The sequence below is a fragment of the Thermosynechococcus sp. genome, from assembly GCF_025999095.1.
Lineage (GTDB): Bacteria > Cyanobacteriota > Cyanobacteriia > Thermosynechococcales > Thermosynechococcaceae > Thermosynechococcus.
The window spans coordinates 2,464,509-2,480,819 of the sequence record NZ_AP024678.1 but is presented as its reverse complement, the minus strand read 5'-3'; the positions used below and the strand labels follow the sequence as shown (position 1 = coordinate 2,480,819).

17 protein-coding genes are annotated in these 16,311 nt (G+C 52.7%); 6 read left to right on the top strand and 11 right to left on the bottom strand.

The genetic code is table 11. The annotated features are described in order from the left end of the window. Position 1: 1 nt before the first annotated feature. A complete protein-coding gene (locus Q0W94_RS12155; protein ID WP_297759594.1) occupies positions 2-427 on the bottom strand; it encodes a VOC family protein in 426 nt (141 codons plus the stop codon). Between the two features lie 3 nt (positions 428-430). After that, positions 431-1,717 (bottom strand): efflux RND transporter periplasmic adaptor subunit, encoded by a 1,287-nt coding sequence (locus tag Q0W94_RS12150; protein WP_297759592.1) that lies wholly within the window; start codon positions 1,715-1,717, stop codon positions 431-433. A gap of 145 nt (positions 1,718-1,862) precedes the next feature. Between Q0W94_RS12150 and Q0W94_RS12145 the strand changes: the two genes are divergently transcribed. Then, positions 1,863-3,164 (top strand): valine--pyruvate transaminase, encoded by a 1,302-nt coding sequence (locus Q0W94_RS12145; protein WP_297759590.1) that lies wholly within the window; start codon positions 1,863-1,865, stop codon positions 3,162-3,164. Between the two features lie 105 nt (positions 3,165-3,269). On the opposite strand, the gene ftnA is transcribed toward Q0W94_RS12145, so the two are convergent. From ftnA to Q0W94_RS12130, 4 genes are read right to left on the bottom strand one after another with little or no spacing between them, the layout of a single operon-like run. After that, positions 3,270-3,794, bottom strand: a complete 525-nt coding sequence (gene ftnA, locus Q0W94_RS12140) for a non-heme ferritin (RefSeq protein WP_297759588.1) — start codon at positions 3,792-3,794, stop codon at positions 3,270-3,272. Further along, the gene (locus Q0W94_RS12430; protein WP_399371839.1) at positions 3,760-4,008 is read right to left on the bottom strand and encodes a FeoC-like transcriptional regulator; all 249 of its coding nucleotides are present in this window, start codon (positions 4,006-4,008) and stop codon (positions 3,760-3,762) included. Before Q0W94_RS12430 ends, ftnA begins: the two co-directional genes overlap by 35 nt. 2 nt (positions 4,009-4,010) lie before the next feature. Further along, positions 4,011-6,305: a Fe(2+) transporter permease subunit FeoB gene (feoB, locus tag Q0W94_RS12135; protein ID WP_297759586.1), complete on the bottom strand. Its 2,295-nt coding sequence runs from the start codon at positions 6,303-6,305 to the stop codon at positions 4,011-4,013. Positions 6,306-6,320: 15 nt separating this feature from the next. Further along, the gene (locus Q0W94_RS12130) at positions 6,321-6,785 is read right to left on the bottom strand and encodes a ferrous iron transport protein A (RefSeq protein WP_297759584.1); all 465 of its coding nucleotides are present in this window, start codon (positions 6,783-6,785) and stop codon (positions 6,321-6,323) included. A 283-nt stretch (positions 6,786-7,068) separates the two neighbouring features. On the opposite strand from Q0W94_RS12130, the gene Q0W94_RS12125 reads away from it, so the two are divergent. Together Q0W94_RS12125 and Q0W94_RS12120 are read left to right on the top strand one after the other, a co-directional pair. After that, a complete protein-coding gene (locus tag Q0W94_RS12125) occupies positions 7,069-8,349 on the top strand; it encodes a glutamyl-tRNA reductase (protein WP_297759582.1) in 1,281 nt (426 codons plus the stop codon). Between the two features lie 5 nt (positions 8,350-8,354). Beyond that, complete coding sequence (locus tag Q0W94_RS12120) at positions 8,355-8,729, top strand: YraN family protein (protein ID WP_297759580.1); 375 nt, start codon at positions 8,355-8,357, stop codon at positions 8,727-8,729. 6 nt (positions 8,730-8,735) lie between these two features. Here Q0W94_RS12120 and Q0W94_RS12115 read toward each other — a convergent pair whose 3' ends face one another. The 5 genes from Q0W94_RS12115 to queC form a co-directional block, all read right to left on the bottom strand. Further along, positions 8,736-10,163, bottom strand: a complete 1,428-nt coding sequence (locus tag Q0W94_RS12115; protein WP_297759578.1) for a mechanosensitive ion channel domain-containing protein — start codon at positions 10,161-10,163, stop codon at positions 8,736-8,738. A gap of 161 nt (positions 10,164-10,324) precedes the next feature. Next, positions 10,325-10,624: a TMEM165/GDT1 family protein gene (locus tag Q0W94_RS12110; RefSeq protein WP_297759576.1), complete on the bottom strand. Its 300-nt coding sequence runs from the start codon at positions 10,622-10,624 to the stop codon at positions 10,325-10,327. 10 nt (positions 10,625-10,634) lie between these two features. Next, on the bottom strand, positions 10,635-10,799 hold the full coding sequence (locus tag Q0W94_RS12105; RefSeq protein ID WP_297759574.1) for a hypothetical protein: 165 nt from the start codon (positions 10,797-10,799) through the stop codon (positions 10,635-10,637). Between the two features lie 200 nt (positions 10,800-10,999). Further along, positions 11,000-12,916 (bottom strand): molecular chaperone DnaK, encoded by a 1,917-nt coding sequence (dnaK, locus tag Q0W94_RS12100; protein WP_297759572.1) that lies wholly within the window; start codon positions 12,914-12,916, stop codon positions 11,000-11,002. 125 nt (positions 12,917-13,041) lie between these two features. After that, the gene (gene queC / locus Q0W94_RS12095; protein WP_297759570.1) at positions 13,042-13,743 is read right to left on the bottom strand and encodes a 7-cyano-7-deazaguanine synthase QueC; all 702 of its coding nucleotides are present in this window, start codon (positions 13,741-13,743) and stop codon (positions 13,042-13,044) included. Positions 13,744-13,895: 152 nt separating this feature from the next. On the opposite strand from queC, the gene Q0W94_RS12090 reads away from it, so the two are divergent. The 3 genes from Q0W94_RS12090 (at position 13,896) to Q0W94_RS12080 (ending at position 16,247) form a co-directional block, all read left to right on the top strand. Then, a complete protein-coding gene (locus Q0W94_RS12090; RefSeq protein ID WP_297759568.1) occupies positions 13,896-14,930 on the top strand; it encodes a Gfo/Idh/MocA family protein in 1,035 nt (344 codons plus the stop codon). Positions 14,931-15,220: 290 nt separating this feature from the next. Continuing rightward, positions 15,221-15,658: a hypothetical protein gene (locus Q0W94_RS12085; RefSeq protein WP_297759566.1), complete on the top strand. Its 438-nt coding sequence runs from the start codon at positions 15,221-15,223 to the stop codon at positions 15,656-15,658. Positions 15,659-15,839: 181 nt separating this feature from the next. Next, complete coding sequence (locus tag Q0W94_RS12080) at positions 15,840-16,247, top strand: 4'-phosphopantetheinyl transferase superfamily protein (protein WP_297759564.1); 408 nt, start codon at positions 15,840-15,842, stop codon at positions 16,245-16,247. Positions 16,248-16,311 lie beyond the last annotated feature (64 nt).

Here is a 16,311-nt window from a genome sequence, read left to right as displayed (position 1 = left end):
CTCAGCAGGAACCCAGACACTGCAAAAATTCAAGGGGCAAGCCATCACAGTCTCGGATAAAGGCGACGTGATAAAGGGATGAACCAATCACTTGCTGAGTTGGCTGCAGCAATAGCTCAAAGGGTAAACTCTGGGCCTTTAATGTGTCTCCCAGCTGATTGAGCCATGTTTCAAGGGGGTCAGGATGGTCACTGAGATCAAAGGCAAGATGGTAGTAGCCGACGTAGTGCTCATCGTGGAAGGAATCCGCAGCCGGCTGCGGCGCAGGGACTTGCAGAAGCTCCAGGCGGGTCTGCCAGCCCTTGAGCCAACAGGCGAGGGTATAGCCCGTGGTAAAGCGGACCTCCATTGTAAAGCCTAGGCATTCATAGAAGGCGATCGCCCGCTGAATATTGGCTGTGCGAATTGAAACATGGTGGAAGGCCATAGACTACTCCTGTTTCGGACGTAGCCGCTCCGGAAAGTCAATAAAGACGCGCTCACCGACACTGACACCACTAATAATTTGGGTTTGATCTTGCCAGCTACTGCCAATGGTGACGGGGCGGAATTTTGGTCGTTTGTCTGCACCCACCACATAAACACCCGTTTGGCCACGTTCAACGGCAATAGCCACTGTGGGTACCAATAGAGCCTTGTTAATTTTTTGCCCCAGAAAATCTAAGTCCACATTCATCCCAGAACGCAGCTTTTCTAGCCCTGTCACCAAGGAAACCCGCACTTGAAAGAAGGTGACATTTTGCTCCACCACTGCCTCGGGAGCGACTAGCCGCACTCGTCCTTGAAAGGTTTCCCCTGGATAGGCATCGGCACGGATTTCAACGGGTTGCCCCACGAGCACTTGACCAATATCCACTTCTGGTACTTCGGCAAGAATTTCTAACCCCTCAGCGATCGCCACAATGGAGGTGGAAGTGGCAGAGCTTGTCGCCGAGGCGGTAGTGGTGGGGGTGACAAAGGCTCCCGGATTGGCGTACTTTTGGGTAATGATCCCCGTAAAAGGAGCGCGAATCACGGTATCTGCGAGGGCAGCCCGGGCGGCTTGGACTTGGGCTTGGGCAGCTGCCACTGCTGCTTCTGCTTGACGAATATCTTCACTGCGGGAGCCACGCTGTAAGAGCTGCAGACGCTTTTGGGCTTCATTGAGGTTGGCGATCGCGCTATCGCGGTTCGCTTTTAGTTCATCCAACGTATCGCGGGGAATCGCCCCCGCCGCCGCTAAGAATTCATGGCGTTTCAGGCGTTCTGCTGCCAATTGAGCACGAGTGGTGGCGGCTCGCACTTGGGCTTCGGCTTGGGCAATTTCCTCAGTCCGGTTCCCAGCAACGATGCGATCGCGACGGGCAATGGCATCAGCTAGGTTGGCTTGGGCTTGGGCGAGTTGCGCTTGTTCATCGCGGTTGTCCATACGGGCAATGATTTGACCCGCTTTCACCCGATCCCCCTGTTCAACGTACAGTTCTGCCAACAGACCCGCTCGCTTTGGACTGATATTGACAGTTTGCACAGGCACGACTTTGCCCGTGGCCGCAATGCGAGCAACTAAATCGCGCCTGTCTTGAACAGGGACGGTGTAGCGATCTAGGTCAAGGGGCGTTTGGCGCGATCGCCAGAGAAATAGTCCAGCACCACCCACTAGGCCCGCGGCAATCACCCCAATCACCAGCGATCGCCATGGGGATGAAGCTTTGCCGACGAAGGGAATAAAGGCTGCCATGAATCCCTTACAGTTCTTGACCTATTCTAACGTTATGTTACAGTGACCGACCGAAGAGCAGCATTGACCCTGTCTATTGGTTCTATCTGTCCCTCAATAGAAGCGCAGATGCTATCCTAACCAATACTGTCTATGTCCTTTGCCTATGAATCCTGCACTCTCCCAGATTGGTCAGCAAATGTCCCAACTGACGGGAGTTCGGGCAATCATGAAGGATATTATCGAGACGCTGCGCCTGAATCGCGGCCAAGACCTCATTAACCTGAGTGCAGGTAACCCCCTCATTCTCCCTGAGGTCGAGCAACTGTGGCGTGACTGTACCCACGAGCTGATGGCCAGCCCAGAGTTTGGCCAGGTGGTCTGCCGCTACGGCCCAAGCCAAGGGTATGAACCGCTCATTGCTGCTGTTGTCGATGATTTTAATCGCCGCTATGGTTTGAACCTGACGGAGCGCAACGTCCTTGTCACCCCCGGCAGTCAGGCCATCTACTTCTTCGCTGCCAATGCCTTTGGCGGCTTGAGCGCCAACGGTCAATTAAAGAAAGTCGTTCTCCCCTTGAGTCCCGAATACACGGGCTACGGTGGCGTCAGCCTTACCCCCGATACCGTTGTTGCCTATCGTCCGCGCCTTGAGGTGTTTGAAGCGGATCACACCTTTAAGTATCGTCCGGACTTTCAACAACTGCACATTAACGACACCACGGGCTGTGTCATCTTCTCCCGTCCCAGCAATCCAACGGGAAATGTACTCACAGACCTAGAGGTGCGCCAAATTGCCGATTTGGCTGTGCCCTATGGCGTGCCGGTGCTGATTGATGCTGCCTATGGGCCACCCTACCCCAGTTTGAACTTTACCGAACTGGCACCCGTTTTTGGCGGGAACATTGTCCACTGCCTCAGCCTTTCAAAAGCAGGACTGCCGGGGGAACGGGTGGGGATTGCCATTGGCGATCGCGAGATTTTGAGCGTCCTTGAAGCCTTTCAAACCAATGCCTGCATTCATGCCTCACGCTACGGTCAGGCGATCGCCGCTTTAGCCATTGCCAACGGTGCCCTTGCCGAAGTGTCCGTCAATGTCATTCGTCCCTTCTATCAGCGCAAGTTTGCCGTTCTCGAAGAAACCCTACGCAGTGCTTTACCCAACGACATTCCTTGGTTTTTGCATCGCGGTGAAGGGGCGATTTTTGCGTGGCTGTGGCTACGGGATTTACCCATGACGGATTGGGAATTGTATCAACACTTGAAACGGGCAGGGGTGATCGTGGTTCCCGGCAGTTCCTTTTTCCCCGGCTTAACTGAGCCGTGGCGCCACAAACAGGAGTGCTTACGCATTAGTCTCACCGCCAGTGATGAAGAGATTGCCCTTGGCATGCAACGCCTCGCCGCCACCATTACCCAGGTTTACCAAGAATCCCCTAACCATTCCTATTCTGAGATGTGGGCGTAGTTGTCTTTTTAGCGTGTCGTTATAGCACTGATGTGCCAACAACTGATCCCTAAATCTCCTTAAATCTCCTTGGGGAACATTCAGCCCCTTGGCAAGGGGTGGAGCTTAGCCTATGCTGGGCAGTGTCTTGCTGTTTCTGGTTGAGGCCAGTTTGCCAATTTCTTGGTCAATAAAAAATAGTCCTTGCCCTTCTGTACCAATGAGTTCAATCTTATCAAGGATGCTTTTGAATAGAAATTCCTCTTGGTGTTGTTCAGCAACATACCACTGCAAAAACTGCAGTGTTGAATAGTCAGGTTCGCTATTGGCTAAATGCACTAACTCGTTGATTTTGCGAGTGACAAACTGTTCATGTGTATAGACTTGGCTAAACATTTCCTTAAGGGAAGCAAAGTTGTGGGGAGGAGCTGCTATATCCTTCAAAATTGCTAGGGCACCGGTCTCGTGCATATAGGTCAGGAGACGCCGCATGTGCGCCATTTCTTCATCGGCATGTTGCCCAAGAAAAGTAGCACATCCTTCTAAGGCCTTGTGAGCACACCAAGAGCTCATCTGCAAATAGAGGTAGGCCGAGAACATCTCAAGGTTAATCTGTTCATTTAGGCGATTGATCATTGCTGAAGATAACATTGTTCATTCTCCACTCGTACAATTGAAGAGACTGGGAGCTGCACTGATGGCAACCGCTGCAGTGGCTAGGGGTGATTTTTTGGACTCGCCCTTTGGCTATGAGCTGCTCAATGATAGGCTCAATGACACTCGGTGGCGATCGAAAATGGTTCACCAACTCCTCAATGGAAACCACTTGGTGCTTCTTAAGATAGTCCTGCAATTCCAAAAGCATGATTACACCTCCTGTGGCCAGGAAAAGGGCCGGCGATCGCCCCAGTACTTCAAGGCCCTGATCACAATTGCCATCACCACACCTAGGTTGACTAACCACAGTGCGGAAAACACGGGATGAGCAGTAAAGGTCATGATCTGGTAGTAAGCCGTGGCAACCCAGTAGGCCAAGCCCGTTGTCCAAGTTGCTACAAAGATTGTCCAGCCCAGATTGGTTTCTCGATAGACTGCAGCAGTGGCTGACACACAGGGAAAGTAGAGCAAGACAAATAGGAGGAAGGCGATCGCTGCTGTTGGTGTACCAAAGCGCTGTGCCATCTGACCAAATGTGGTGTAGTGCACCTTCTGCACTTCAGCCGCTCCTTCAGGATTATCCGCCCCTTGCAACACCTGAAACCCCAAAGGATCAAGCATCTGCTGCCCTAGTTCCCTGAGATTTTCCGGAACACTCAGCACTGCTTGCCTCAGTTGTTCCCAAACTGAAAATGGTTCCGCATCGTCTCCAGTGCTAGCCTCCTGAGACTCCTGCCGGGCTAGTTCTGTATAGAGAGCATCCATTGTCCCCACCATAACTTCCTTGGCAAACACACCTGTAAAGAGTCCCACAGTAGCCGGCCAGTTGTCTGGCTGGATTCCCATAGGTGAAAATATGGGCGTAATTTGACGACTAAAGGCACTTAAAATCGACTGCGTACTATCCTTTTTGCCAAAACTGCCATCGGTGCCCACAGAGTTGAGTAGCCCCAGAATGACCACAAGGATCACAATCATCTTGCCGGCTCGGCCGAGAAACGCTTTTAGCCGCTCCCAAGCTCGCAGGAATACCCCCCTCAATGTCGGCAAATGGTAGGGGGGTAACTCTATCACAAAAGGTGCAATTTCCCCTTGAAAGAGGGTGCGCTTCATCACAAACCCGGTAAAGATTGCTGCTACAATTCCCAACAGGTAGAGCAAAAATACAATATTTTGACCATTGCGGGGGAAGAAAGCGGCGACAAACAGAGCATAGACCGGTAAGCGGGCACCGCAGGACATAAAAGGATTCATGAGAATAGTCATCAAGCGATCGCGCCGATTTTCAAGGGTGCGAGTAGCCATGATGCCGGGGATATTGCAGCCGAAGGACACCATCATTGGTAGAAAGGACTTGCCGGGTAAACCCATCCAGCGCATCAGTCGATCCATGACAAAGGCTGCCCGCGCCAAATAACCGCTGTCCTCAAGGAGTGTAAGAAAAATAAAAAGTAGGCCAATCTGGGGAATAAAGGTTGCTGTGGTTTGGATGCCACCACCCACTCCCTCTGCCAGCAGACCAATTAACCACCCAGGGGCATGGAGGGTTTCTAGAACTTGGGTTGGCCAGCCCACAGCCAATGCTCCCACCCCAATATCAAAGAAGTCAATGAAGGCACCGCCAACGTTGATTGAAATTAAAAACACCATGTACATGACGGCCAAGAAGATGGGAATCCCCAACCAGCGGTTGAGAACAATTCGGTCTATGCAATCCGAAACCGTTGTTGTCGGGCGATCGCCCCCTGCCAACACATCCGCCATTAGATGGTGAATCCAGCAATAGCGACTGTCGGCAACCACAAGATCAATATCTTCTTCTAGGGTTTGGTGAATCCGTCGTCGCCATTGATGGAGTTCGGGTACTTCGTCCTTGGGAACAGATTCTAGATATTGCAGCCAAGCCAAGGCTTCTCCTCGATCCTTGGCACCTTTAGTCAGCAAAGCAGTAATCGCCTCTTCAATGATGGGCGGTTGAGGTGCCCTAACAGTGGAAATTGGCCGATCTTGAAGAGCTAGGCGAATTGCTTGCCGCAGTTGATCAAAGTAGGGTTTTTGTTTGGCGCAAACAGGAAGAACCGGAATGCCTAAACGCTGGCTGAGCACTTGGGTATCAATGCCAATTCCATTAGCCCGTGCTCTGTCAATCATGTTTAGCACCAATATAAGCGGCACCCCTCGGTCTAGCAACTGGGACGTCAGGTAAAAATTACGCTCCAGGTTAGTAGCATCGAGGATGTTTACGACTAAGTCATACGCCCCCTCTAGCAAGAAATTACGGGCAATTTGCTCGTCAACTCCAGTGCTCTCTTCAGCATCGAGGGCATAGACCCCCGGCAAATCCACCACCTCTACTACTAGATCTTGATCGCGATAGTAGCCCTGCTTACGTTCAACCGTCACTCCCGGCCAGTTGCCAACGCGCTGATTTAGTCCTGTAAGGCCATTAAAAATGGTTGTCTTACCACAGTTAGGATTGCCAATCAAAGCAATGGTGGCCGTCATGCTACACTCCATTACTTACAGTGGCGAAACTTCCAGGGCATCGGCCTCATCCTTACGTAGGCTCAAATGGAAACCCCGCACTTTAATGTCTGTGGGATCACCGAGGGGGGCATGGCGGACAATCTCAATTTCAGTGCCGGGGGTCAAGCCCATTGCCAATAATTTGCGTTTATAACTGGGGGCAGTAGGGGCATATCCGGTAATGCGTAGACGGGCACCAATGGGAGCAGTACGTAGATGAACCTCTCTGGCTCTGACAGTTGCCAGCAAAATGTGTTGCGCTAAGGCGTGGTTAATGCAAAATCGCTGGGCATTGAGAGCAACCATCACCGCACCGTGATTATTTTTTTGCAGGATGGTAATGATGACCCCCGGTTTTAGACCCATTGCTAAAAGCTCTCGAGGGTTAGCACATGTCAACCGCGCAATCGTGTAGAGATCGCCAGCCTCAGCCTCTGCCAGCGAAATTAGCTTAGACATCGGTTCTCTCCAGCATTGTCCTTGGGGATAGGGATCCGCAATATAGGTGTATGACGGCCATGAATGTGAAGATTTTCGCATTTAATATTTGCTTTTTGACTGCTTATTGATTTCAATTCTCAAGAATAGCAGGCTACAGCCCAGAACTGTTGAATTCCTTAACAAAACTTAGCACCTTAGCAACTGCCCTCTTTTAGTAAAGACTTGCAAACAAGCGTGAAGGACGCTCCAGAATCCTGATACAACAATTGATGGAGTTGCAGCCGAACATCAACCGATTCCTATGAATATTGCTGTTATTGGCTTGAGTCACAAAACCGCCCCCGTGGATGTGCGCGAAAAATTGAGTGTGCCAGAGGACGTGCGGGAGCGGGCACTGCAACATCTGCGTGGCTACGCCCATATTCAAGAGGCCACCATTCTCAGCACCTGTAACCGTTTGGAAATCTACATTGTTACCAGTGACACTGAGGTGGGCGTGCGGGAAGTGCATCAGTTTCTCAGTGAGTGGAGTCACATTCCCCTGCCCCAACTGCGGCCCTACCTCTTTATCCTGCTCCATCAGGATGCCGTGATGCACCTGATGCGGGTGGCTTCGGGTCTAGATAGCTTGGTCATTGGCGAGGGGCAAATTCTCTCCCAGGTGAAACGCTGTCATCAGTTAGGACAACAGTACAAGGCCATCGGTTCGATTCTCAATCGCCTCTTTACAGCGGCGATCGCTGCCGGTAAGCGGGTACGTACAGAAACCAGTATTGGCACTGGCGCCGTTTCCATCAGTTCAGCGGCAGTGGAACTGGCGGATCTGCGGCTGCAAAATCTACGGAACTGCCGAATTGCCGTTGTCGGTGCCGGTAAAATGTCCCGCTTGGTAGTGCAGCACCTGATTGCCCGGGGCGTGAAGGAAATCAGCATTATCAACCGCTCCTTGGAACGGGCACAGGAACTGGCGCAGCAGTTTCCCGAAGTGCGCTTTGAGCTCTTTACGATGACAGATCTGCTGCCGATTGTGGCAGCGATGGATCTGGTCTTTACAGGTACAGCAGCAACCCAGCCCCTCTTGGATCGCGAGAACCTAGGCTCCGTGCTCACGGGCGATCGCCCCCTTGCCATCATTGATATTTCTGTGCCCCGCAATGTCCATGCCAATGTGACGGAACTGGCCTCTGTACAACTTTTTAATGTGGATGATCTGGAAGCAGTCGTCGCCCAAAACCAAGAGGCTCGACGCCAGTTGGCCCAAGAGGCTGAAGGCATCCTTGAGGAAGAATTAGAGACGTTTTTGGCTTGGTGGCACGCCCTAGAAACGATTCCGACAATCCGCAGTCTGCGCCAAAAAATGGAAGCAATCCGTACTCAAGAACTAGAAAAAGCCCTCTCCCGCCTGGGGAGCGAGTTTGCTGACAAGCACCAAGGAGTCATCGAAGCCATGACCCGCACGATCATCAACAAAATCCTCCATGACCCGACAGTGCAACTGCAATCCCAGCGAGACCTAGAGAGTCGTCAACGCGCTATGCAGACCCTCCAAGACTTGTTTAATCTCGAACCCATCGAAGCCTAGGGCCTATGCGCCAGGTGGGTAATTGTGGGGAGGCAGTAGTTGCGGCGTGGCTACAAACCCAGCAGTGTCAAATTTTGGCTCAAAACTGGTCTTGCCCTTGGGGTGAACTGGATATTGTTGCCTGTGATCCGGAGGGAGTGGTGCTCTTTGTCGAAGTGAAAACCCGTCGTTCTTACAACTGGGATAGGGATGGCCTCGACGCTATTTCCCCCAGCAAGCAACGCAAACTCATTTTGGCAGCCCAAGCATTCCTAGAGTCTCAGCCGCAGTGGCAGGAGCACCCCTGTCGCTTTGATGTGGCCTTGGTGCGACACCAAGGGGGTGCCTATCGGCTCCATCGCTACCTAGAACAGGCCTTTGCCTTAGACTCAACCGCGTGAAGCCATTTACCAGCTCAGCAGTTTCTGCAGGCGATCGCGAATCCAGTTCATCGGCCGACTTGGATCCGACGCTTGGCGACTCAGTTGCTGCAGCTCCTGTTGATGTTGCGCCAGCACATCCTGACGGCGGGCGATCGCCACCGCAATATCCTCAGCCAGGGAAGGATGTTCCTTGAGCAACTGTTCAAATCCCTCCCGGGGCAGGACAAACAACACCGTGTCCGTCATTGCCATCATTGTTGTTGGGCAGGCCACCCCCAGCATTAGGGGCAGTTCGCCAAAGTGCTCCCCCGGCTTAAATGTCATCATCGGCTTCAGTTCACCCTCCTCCTCATAGACCGCTGCCATCTGCCCCTGCAATACGATGTAGAAGTTGGTGATCGGCTCCTGAGCACGGAACAAAATTTCCTTCGCTGTCAGGCGCTTGCGGTAGCCCGATTCAATGAGAAAGCGTAATTGCAAATCATTCAGGCCTTGAAAATAGCTCACCTGCTGCAGCAGCGACCTTAAGGAGGGCGTTGCCGGTGCCAAGGGCATGCCTACCGTTTCGGCTGGTTCAGAGACAAGAGAAAGCGTTGGTCCATTGCGAATCCAGATATCCCGCTGTGGAAAAGGAATCGAGATATTGTGCTGCCGAAAGTAGTAATCAATCTTGAAATTGAGACTGCTCTTGATGAACACTCGCCGCTCAATGGCCTCCGTCCATACCCAAAGCTCAAACTTAAGAGCCGAATCGCCAAATTCACGGAAAATAACCCGCGGCGCTGGTTCCTTGAGGATATCCGGCTCAGAATGCGCAATATTGAGCAAGACCTCCGTTACTAAAACTGGATCCGTGCCATAGGCAACGCCAATGGGAATATCAATGCGACCGCGATGGGTTTCATAGTACCAATTCAGGACCGGACTATCGGCAAGGTAGGTATTAGGCACCACCACATTTGAACCGTTAAAGGTTTGAATCACTGTGGCGCGCATCGAGACTTCCTGAACGTAGCCGCTGATGTTTTCAATTTCCACAAAGTCACCAACACGGACTTTGCGTTCAATGAGAAGGGTCAGACCACTGATGAGATTGCGGGTGATATCCTGCAAACCAAAACCAATCCCCACCCCTAAGCCGCCGATAATCACCGCTAGGGAATCGAGATTAATCCCCACTGCCTGTAAAACAATGATGTAGCCCAGTGCTCCCCCAGCACCACTAATCACCGTGGAAATGGCCTCGCGGTTGCCTAAATCTAGACCAAGGCGCGGTAAAAGCTGATTTTTCAGCACCCCTTTGAAAAACCGCGCTAAAATTGCAACGAGAATGAGCAATAGCACCACTTGAAACAGCCAACGCAGGGAAATCGTCTCCCGCCCAAGGCGAAACAAAGGTGCATCGACAATACTAACGAACGATGACCACAGCTCAATGACTTGAGATGGCATTCTCCGCAGTCTCCGCTGGAGTTCACAAACTTAGATAGTGCCTAAGATAGTCAGCGTGCTCACTGTAACCCCTTCACTTTAGCAGGGGGTGACGGTCAACGGAAGGAACTCACTCGAACTTGCCTGGGATAGCGATCTGCTCTCCTAGTGATCTAAAGGGATCAAAGGCCTTGGTGTAACATATCCCACAATAGCCAAAGGGCGATCGCCAGCAGACTAGTGCCCGTCAAGGTTTGTAATCGCTGCTGCGAGAGGAACTGCGATAGCCAGCGACCAATCAATACCCCAATTAGGCTAGTGGTCACTAATGCCAAAGCTGCCCCCAAAAACACCAACCAGGGGGAGGCAGCGCGGGCGGCCATAAAAAATACAGCAATTTGAGTTTTGTCGGCGAATTCAGCCAAAAAAACGGTTAAAAACGCAACCCCAAACTCTCGCCATGGCAACGCCCGCTTACTCACCGACTGCCCCCTAGGCGTCCGTCATTTCCTCAACAGTTTCGGTGGTCTTCGTCTCTTGGCGATTCTCCGTATTTAGACGGCGACTGTAGCGACCCGAAGAACGTTTGCGAAACTTACGAGCATAGGCTTGGTTACGAAGAGCTTTTTCCTTCTTGGGATTGCGGCGTTTGGCCATGCTTACCTCAATGGTAGGGGTGATCTCAGCATTCAACAAAAATTAAAAATAGAAGTTTTATTTTATCGGAATTTCTCTCCTAGCACAAGAAGCCACTAGTGAAAAACCGCCGAGCATAGCGTAGCAAAAGCAATGAGAAACCCCCTAAGCCTTCACCTAGGGGGAGTCCTGTTCTGGCAAAAAGTTGCCAATGGGCAGGACTATTTGGTTTCCGAGAACTCGGCGTCAATCACTTCGTCATTACCACCGCTGCTACCGCTGCTGCTGGCGCCAGTGCCATCACCAGACTGAGCACTTTGATAGACACTCGAGCCGATGCTGTAGAGGGTTTGTTGCAGCTCCTGCATCAGCGACTTCACCCGCTCAAAATTAATAGATTCGATGGGTTTCTTCTCGGTTTCAGTACCGATTTCCGAGCGCAGGTTGGCAATGAGGGAGGTGAGGCGGTCTTTATCACTGGTGGAGACTTTATCCCCCAACTCACTCAACTGTTTTTCCGCTTGGTAGCAGAGCTGCTCCGCTTGGTTTTTGGTTTCGATTTTCTCGCGTTTGGCTTTATCGGCGGCGGCGTTTATTTCCGCTTCGCGCACCATGCGTTCCACTTCATCCTTGGGCAGCGTTGAGGCACCTGTGATGCTAATGGACTGCTGTTTGCCGGTGCCTTTGTCGCGAGCGGTCACGTTGAGGATACCGTTGGCATCAATATCAAACGTGACTTCGATTTGCGGCACGCCGCGCGGTGCCGGGGGAATGCCATCCAAACGGAAGGTCCCAAGGCTCTTGTTGTCGGCGGCCATTTCCCGCTCCCCTTGGAGAACGTGGATTTCCACATTGGTTTGACCGTCCACGGCGGTGGAGAAGACCTCGGATTTTTTCGTGGGGATCGTGGTGTTGCGGGGAATAATTTTCGTCATCACACCCCCAAGGGTCTCGACGCCCAAAGACAGCGGTGTAACATCCAAAAGAAGAATGTCTTTGACTTCACCGGCCAGCACACCCGCCTGAATGGCTGCCCCCACGGCCACGACTTCATCGGGGTTGACACTTTGGTTGGGCTCTTTCCCCAACATCCGTTTAACCAGCGCTTGGATTGCCGGAATGCGAGTGGAGCCACCCACCAACACCACTTCATCAATTTGATCCTTGGTGAGTTTGGCGTCCTTGAGGGCTTGCTCGACGGGGACGCGGCAACGGTCAATCAGGTCAGAGCAGAGTTCCTCAAATTTGGCACGGGTGAGGGTCATGTCGAGGTGTTTGGGGCCATCCTGCGTTGCGGTGATGAAGGGCAGGTTGATTTCGGTTTGCGTGACGCTGGAGAGTTCAATCTTAGCTTTTTCTGCTGCTTCCGTCAGCCGCTGCAGCGCCTGTTTGTCTTTGCGCAAATCGATGCCTTCTTGGGCGCGGAAGGACTCGGCCAGATAGTCCACAATTTTCTTGTCGAAGTCGTCACCGCCTAGGTGGGTGTCCCCGGAGGTGGCGAGCACTTCAAAAACGCCATCACCCACTTCAAGGATCGATACGTCAAAGGTGCCACCGCCAAGGTCAAAGACCAGGATAGTTTCATTGGCTTTTTTATCTAGGCCATAGGCCAAGGAAGCAGCGGTGGGTTCGTTGATGATCCGCAGGACTTCAAGACCTGCAATTTTGCCAGCATCTTTTGTGGCTTGGCGTTGAGAATCGTTGAAGTAGGCAGGTACGGTAATCACTGCTTGGGTGACTTCTTCACCCAGGTATTTGCTGGCATCCTCTTTGAGTTTGCGCAGGACTTGGGCCGAAATTTCTTCGGGGGCAAACTGCTTGCCTAGGGCAGGGCAATCCAGTCTGACGTTGCCGTTGACGTTCAAAACTTTGTAGGAGACCTCGGTGGCTTCGTGGGTCACCTCATCAAAGCGGCGGCCGATAAAGCGCTTCACAGAATAGAAGGTATTTTCGGGGTTCATCACTGCTTGCCGTTTGGCAATTTGACCCACGAGGCGATCGCCATTTTTGGTGTAGGCAACAACGGAGGGCGTTGTCCGAAACCCTTCAGCATTGGCAATAACCGTGGGCTTGCCCCCTTCCATGACGGCCACACAGGAGTTGGTGGTCCCCAGATCAATTCCGACAACTTTTGCCATAGCGACGAAAACTCCCTTTGCAGGCTAACTTCAATGCGGGGCACAGCACCCATATTGGGCTTAACCCTCTCTTCTTCCTATAGTGCGATCGCCCCTGCCATGAGCAAAAGGGGGATTTACCGAACCTACAGCGGGGGGTGAACCGCGTAGGGCAAAGGATCTACTAAACCTAGTTCGGCAAAGGCCGCTAAACGCAGCCGACAGGCGTCACAGCGGCCACAGGCGCGCTCCCCTTCGGCATAGCACGACCAGGTTTTTTCCCACGGCACGCCATATTCGTTACCCAGACGAATGATGTCTTTTTTGTGAAGTTCAATGAGAGGGGTGGCAATTTCAATGGGCTGGCCTTCACGCCCCTGTTTGGTCCCAAGGCGATAGACCTCCCGCATCGCAGCAATATAGTCAGGGCGACAGTCGGGATAGCCAGAGTAATCGAGGGCATTAACGCCAATATGAACGGTTTGTGCCCCCAGGGCTTCGGCATAGGCGAGGGCGACACTCAAAAAAATCGTATTGCGGGCGGGAACATAGGTGAGGGGAATCTCTTGGCCCAGGGTGGCCAGATCGCGATCGCGGGGCAGGTCAATGCTCAAGTCTGTCAGAGCCGACCCCCCCCATAGGCGCAAATTCAGGGGGAGGATTTGATGCTCAACAACCCCAGCAGCGGTGGCAATGGCAATCGCTGCTTCTACTTCCCGCCGATGGCGCTGCCCATAGTCAAAGGAGAGGGCATAGCAAGCATACCCCAGTGCCTTGGCACGAAATAATACGGTGCTGGAGTCTAAGCCCCCTGAGAGCAACACGACGGCCTTTTGTGTCGTCACCATACCTGTCTATCAAAAACTTTACATTTGGCAATGCTGTGGTAGCATCTTTCTGTCAATGTTCATTCTGTGAACTCTGTGAGTTTTTACTTACGGTGGGCGATCGCCAACACCAAGCCCTTCCCCGGTTGCGTAGAGGAGTGAAATAAATAGACATGAGTTCTACCTTCCGTCCCCAGCCCGAACCACTGCGCATTGGCGTCATCGGTGTTGGCAACATGGGTCAGCACCACACCCGTGTCTTGAGTTTACTCAAAGATGTCGAACTTGTGGGCATCTCTGATGTCAATCTAGAGCGGGGCATTGACACGGCTAGCAAATATCGGGTCAAATTCTTTGAAAACTATGTGGATTTACTGCCCCACGTTGAGGCGGTCTGTATTGCCGTGCCCACCCGGCTCCATCATGAGGTGGGGATTACCTGCCTGCGCCATGGGGTTCACGTCTTGGTGGAAAAACCGATTGCCGCCAGTATTAGCGAAGCAGAGTCCCTTGTTAACGCGGCAGCGGAGTGCCAATGCATCCTCCAAGTTGGCCATATTGAGCGATTTAACCCTGCCTTTCAAGAGCTGAGCAAAGTCCTGCGCACCGAGGAAATCCTTGCCCTTGAGGCAGATCGCATGAGTCCCTACTCCGATCGCGCCAATGATGTTTCAGTGGTTCTCGACTTAATGATCCACGACATTGATCTGTTATTGGAACTCACTAATTCACCTGTGGTGCGCCTGACGGCCGCCGGCAGTCGCTCTGCCAACTCCGGGTATCTAGACTACGTGACGGCCACCTTGGGCTTTGCCAACGGTATTATTGCCACTCTCACGGCCAGTAAAGTCACCCACCGCAAGCAACGGCGCATTGCTGCCCACTGCAGAAATTCCCTCACAGAGGCAGATTTCCTCAAAAACGAGATTCTCATTCACCGCAAAACCACCGCCTCCTGCAGTGCCGATCATGGCCAAGTCCTTTACCGCCAAGATGGCCTAATTGAGAAGGTCTATACGAGTAACATTGAACCTCTCCATGCGGAGCTGGAGCACTTTGTCAACTGCGTTCGTGGCGGTCAACCCCCGTCGGTGGGTGGGGAACAGGCCCTCAAAGCATTGCGCTTGGCCAGTCTCATCGAGCAGTTAGCCCTTGATGGCCACAGTTGGGGACAGTTAGATGCCTCCTTGGCGCCCCTCATGCGTTAAGCTGGGCCACTGAGGTTAGTTAATCCATTGAAAAAATCTCGTGCAAATGGCTTGAGGACTTCTGACTGGGCTTGAAAATTCAGGGTGTGGGTTATTGGACTAGATGGGGGCTGGCAGTGAAGGAAACAGCCTTAGGCTATCTAGGCCGGCCGGGGAACTGCCCTGAATACCTAACGACTTGATCCTCACTGTCCTACGGGTTGGCATCCTAGCAGCGGCTGAGCTAAGCCGATCTGCGACCCTCGTTTCCTTGCGCTAGGGTAGTAAGTACAGCAGCGAGGGTTGTATCAATGACGGAGATAGAAGGCTGTGCCTTTTTGGCCGCCCAAGCAAGGGTAAAGTCTTATCTCGCCCACTGGTTTCAGTTGGGTAAGCGGCTTTGTATTTGGGGTGGCGAGCATAGGCTGCTGCCACAACCGGTTCTTCAGGGCGATCGCTACAGTCAAGCCTTTGAGGCCTGCTGGGCCTATGTGATCTCTGGTCAGGCAGGAGAGTGCTTTCTCGAGGACACGACGGAGACAATTACCCAGCTACTGAGCGACTGTTGGGAGATTAGCCCCTGCGCCCGCTGCCAGATGCCTGTGCCCCTACCGTGTCATGGGTTGCCCCCTCTCCACTGTCCCTGTGCGAGTCTAACCAATTGGCCGAATTTTGAGCTACCCTTGCCCCGTAGCCCAATTAATCCCCGTACTCACCTATTGTCCTTAAAAAAACGCCTCAGTCTTTAGTGTGTGGGATTGTCCCCTACCCCCGATTGTTGCCCCTCAATGGCGGGCGCCACACCCCGATCTCACTCTAGATCCCCATGCGTTGCATCTTTGGTGGCTAACACTTCCCCCTGATGTACCCCGTGGGGTTATTCTCCGTGCCTATTTACGACGCTATCAACCTCATCTTGGGGAGAAGCCTTTGCCGCGTGCTGCCGGGGGTAAGCCCTATCTGAATGCGTTGGAGTTTAACTGGAGCCATAGTGGCCAGTTGGCGGTGTTGGCTGTGAGTGGGAGGGCTGCTGTAGGGGTAGATGTTGAAATCTTGCGCCTCTGTCCTCAACGTGCAGCTATTAGTCGGCGGTTTTTTGGGGCTGCGCTGCAACAAAAGATCTTAGAAGGGGGCGATCGCGCGTTTCTCCGGGCTTGGACTTACTATGAAGCGTGGCTCAAGGCTCAGGGGATAGGGGTATGGCAGCGGACAGCGGCTCAGCCTTTAGGGCATTGGGTAGCCAGTTTCTCTGTGGGCGATCGCGCCATCGCCAGTGTTGTTGTGCTAACGCCAACGCCGCCCCAGTGTTTCTTTTTTCGGCCAGAAGCGATGGATTGAATTGATGTTCACACTTATAAACAGTGTTATCAGCGTCATCTTAGCCAAAAGCCCTGCCAGCCTC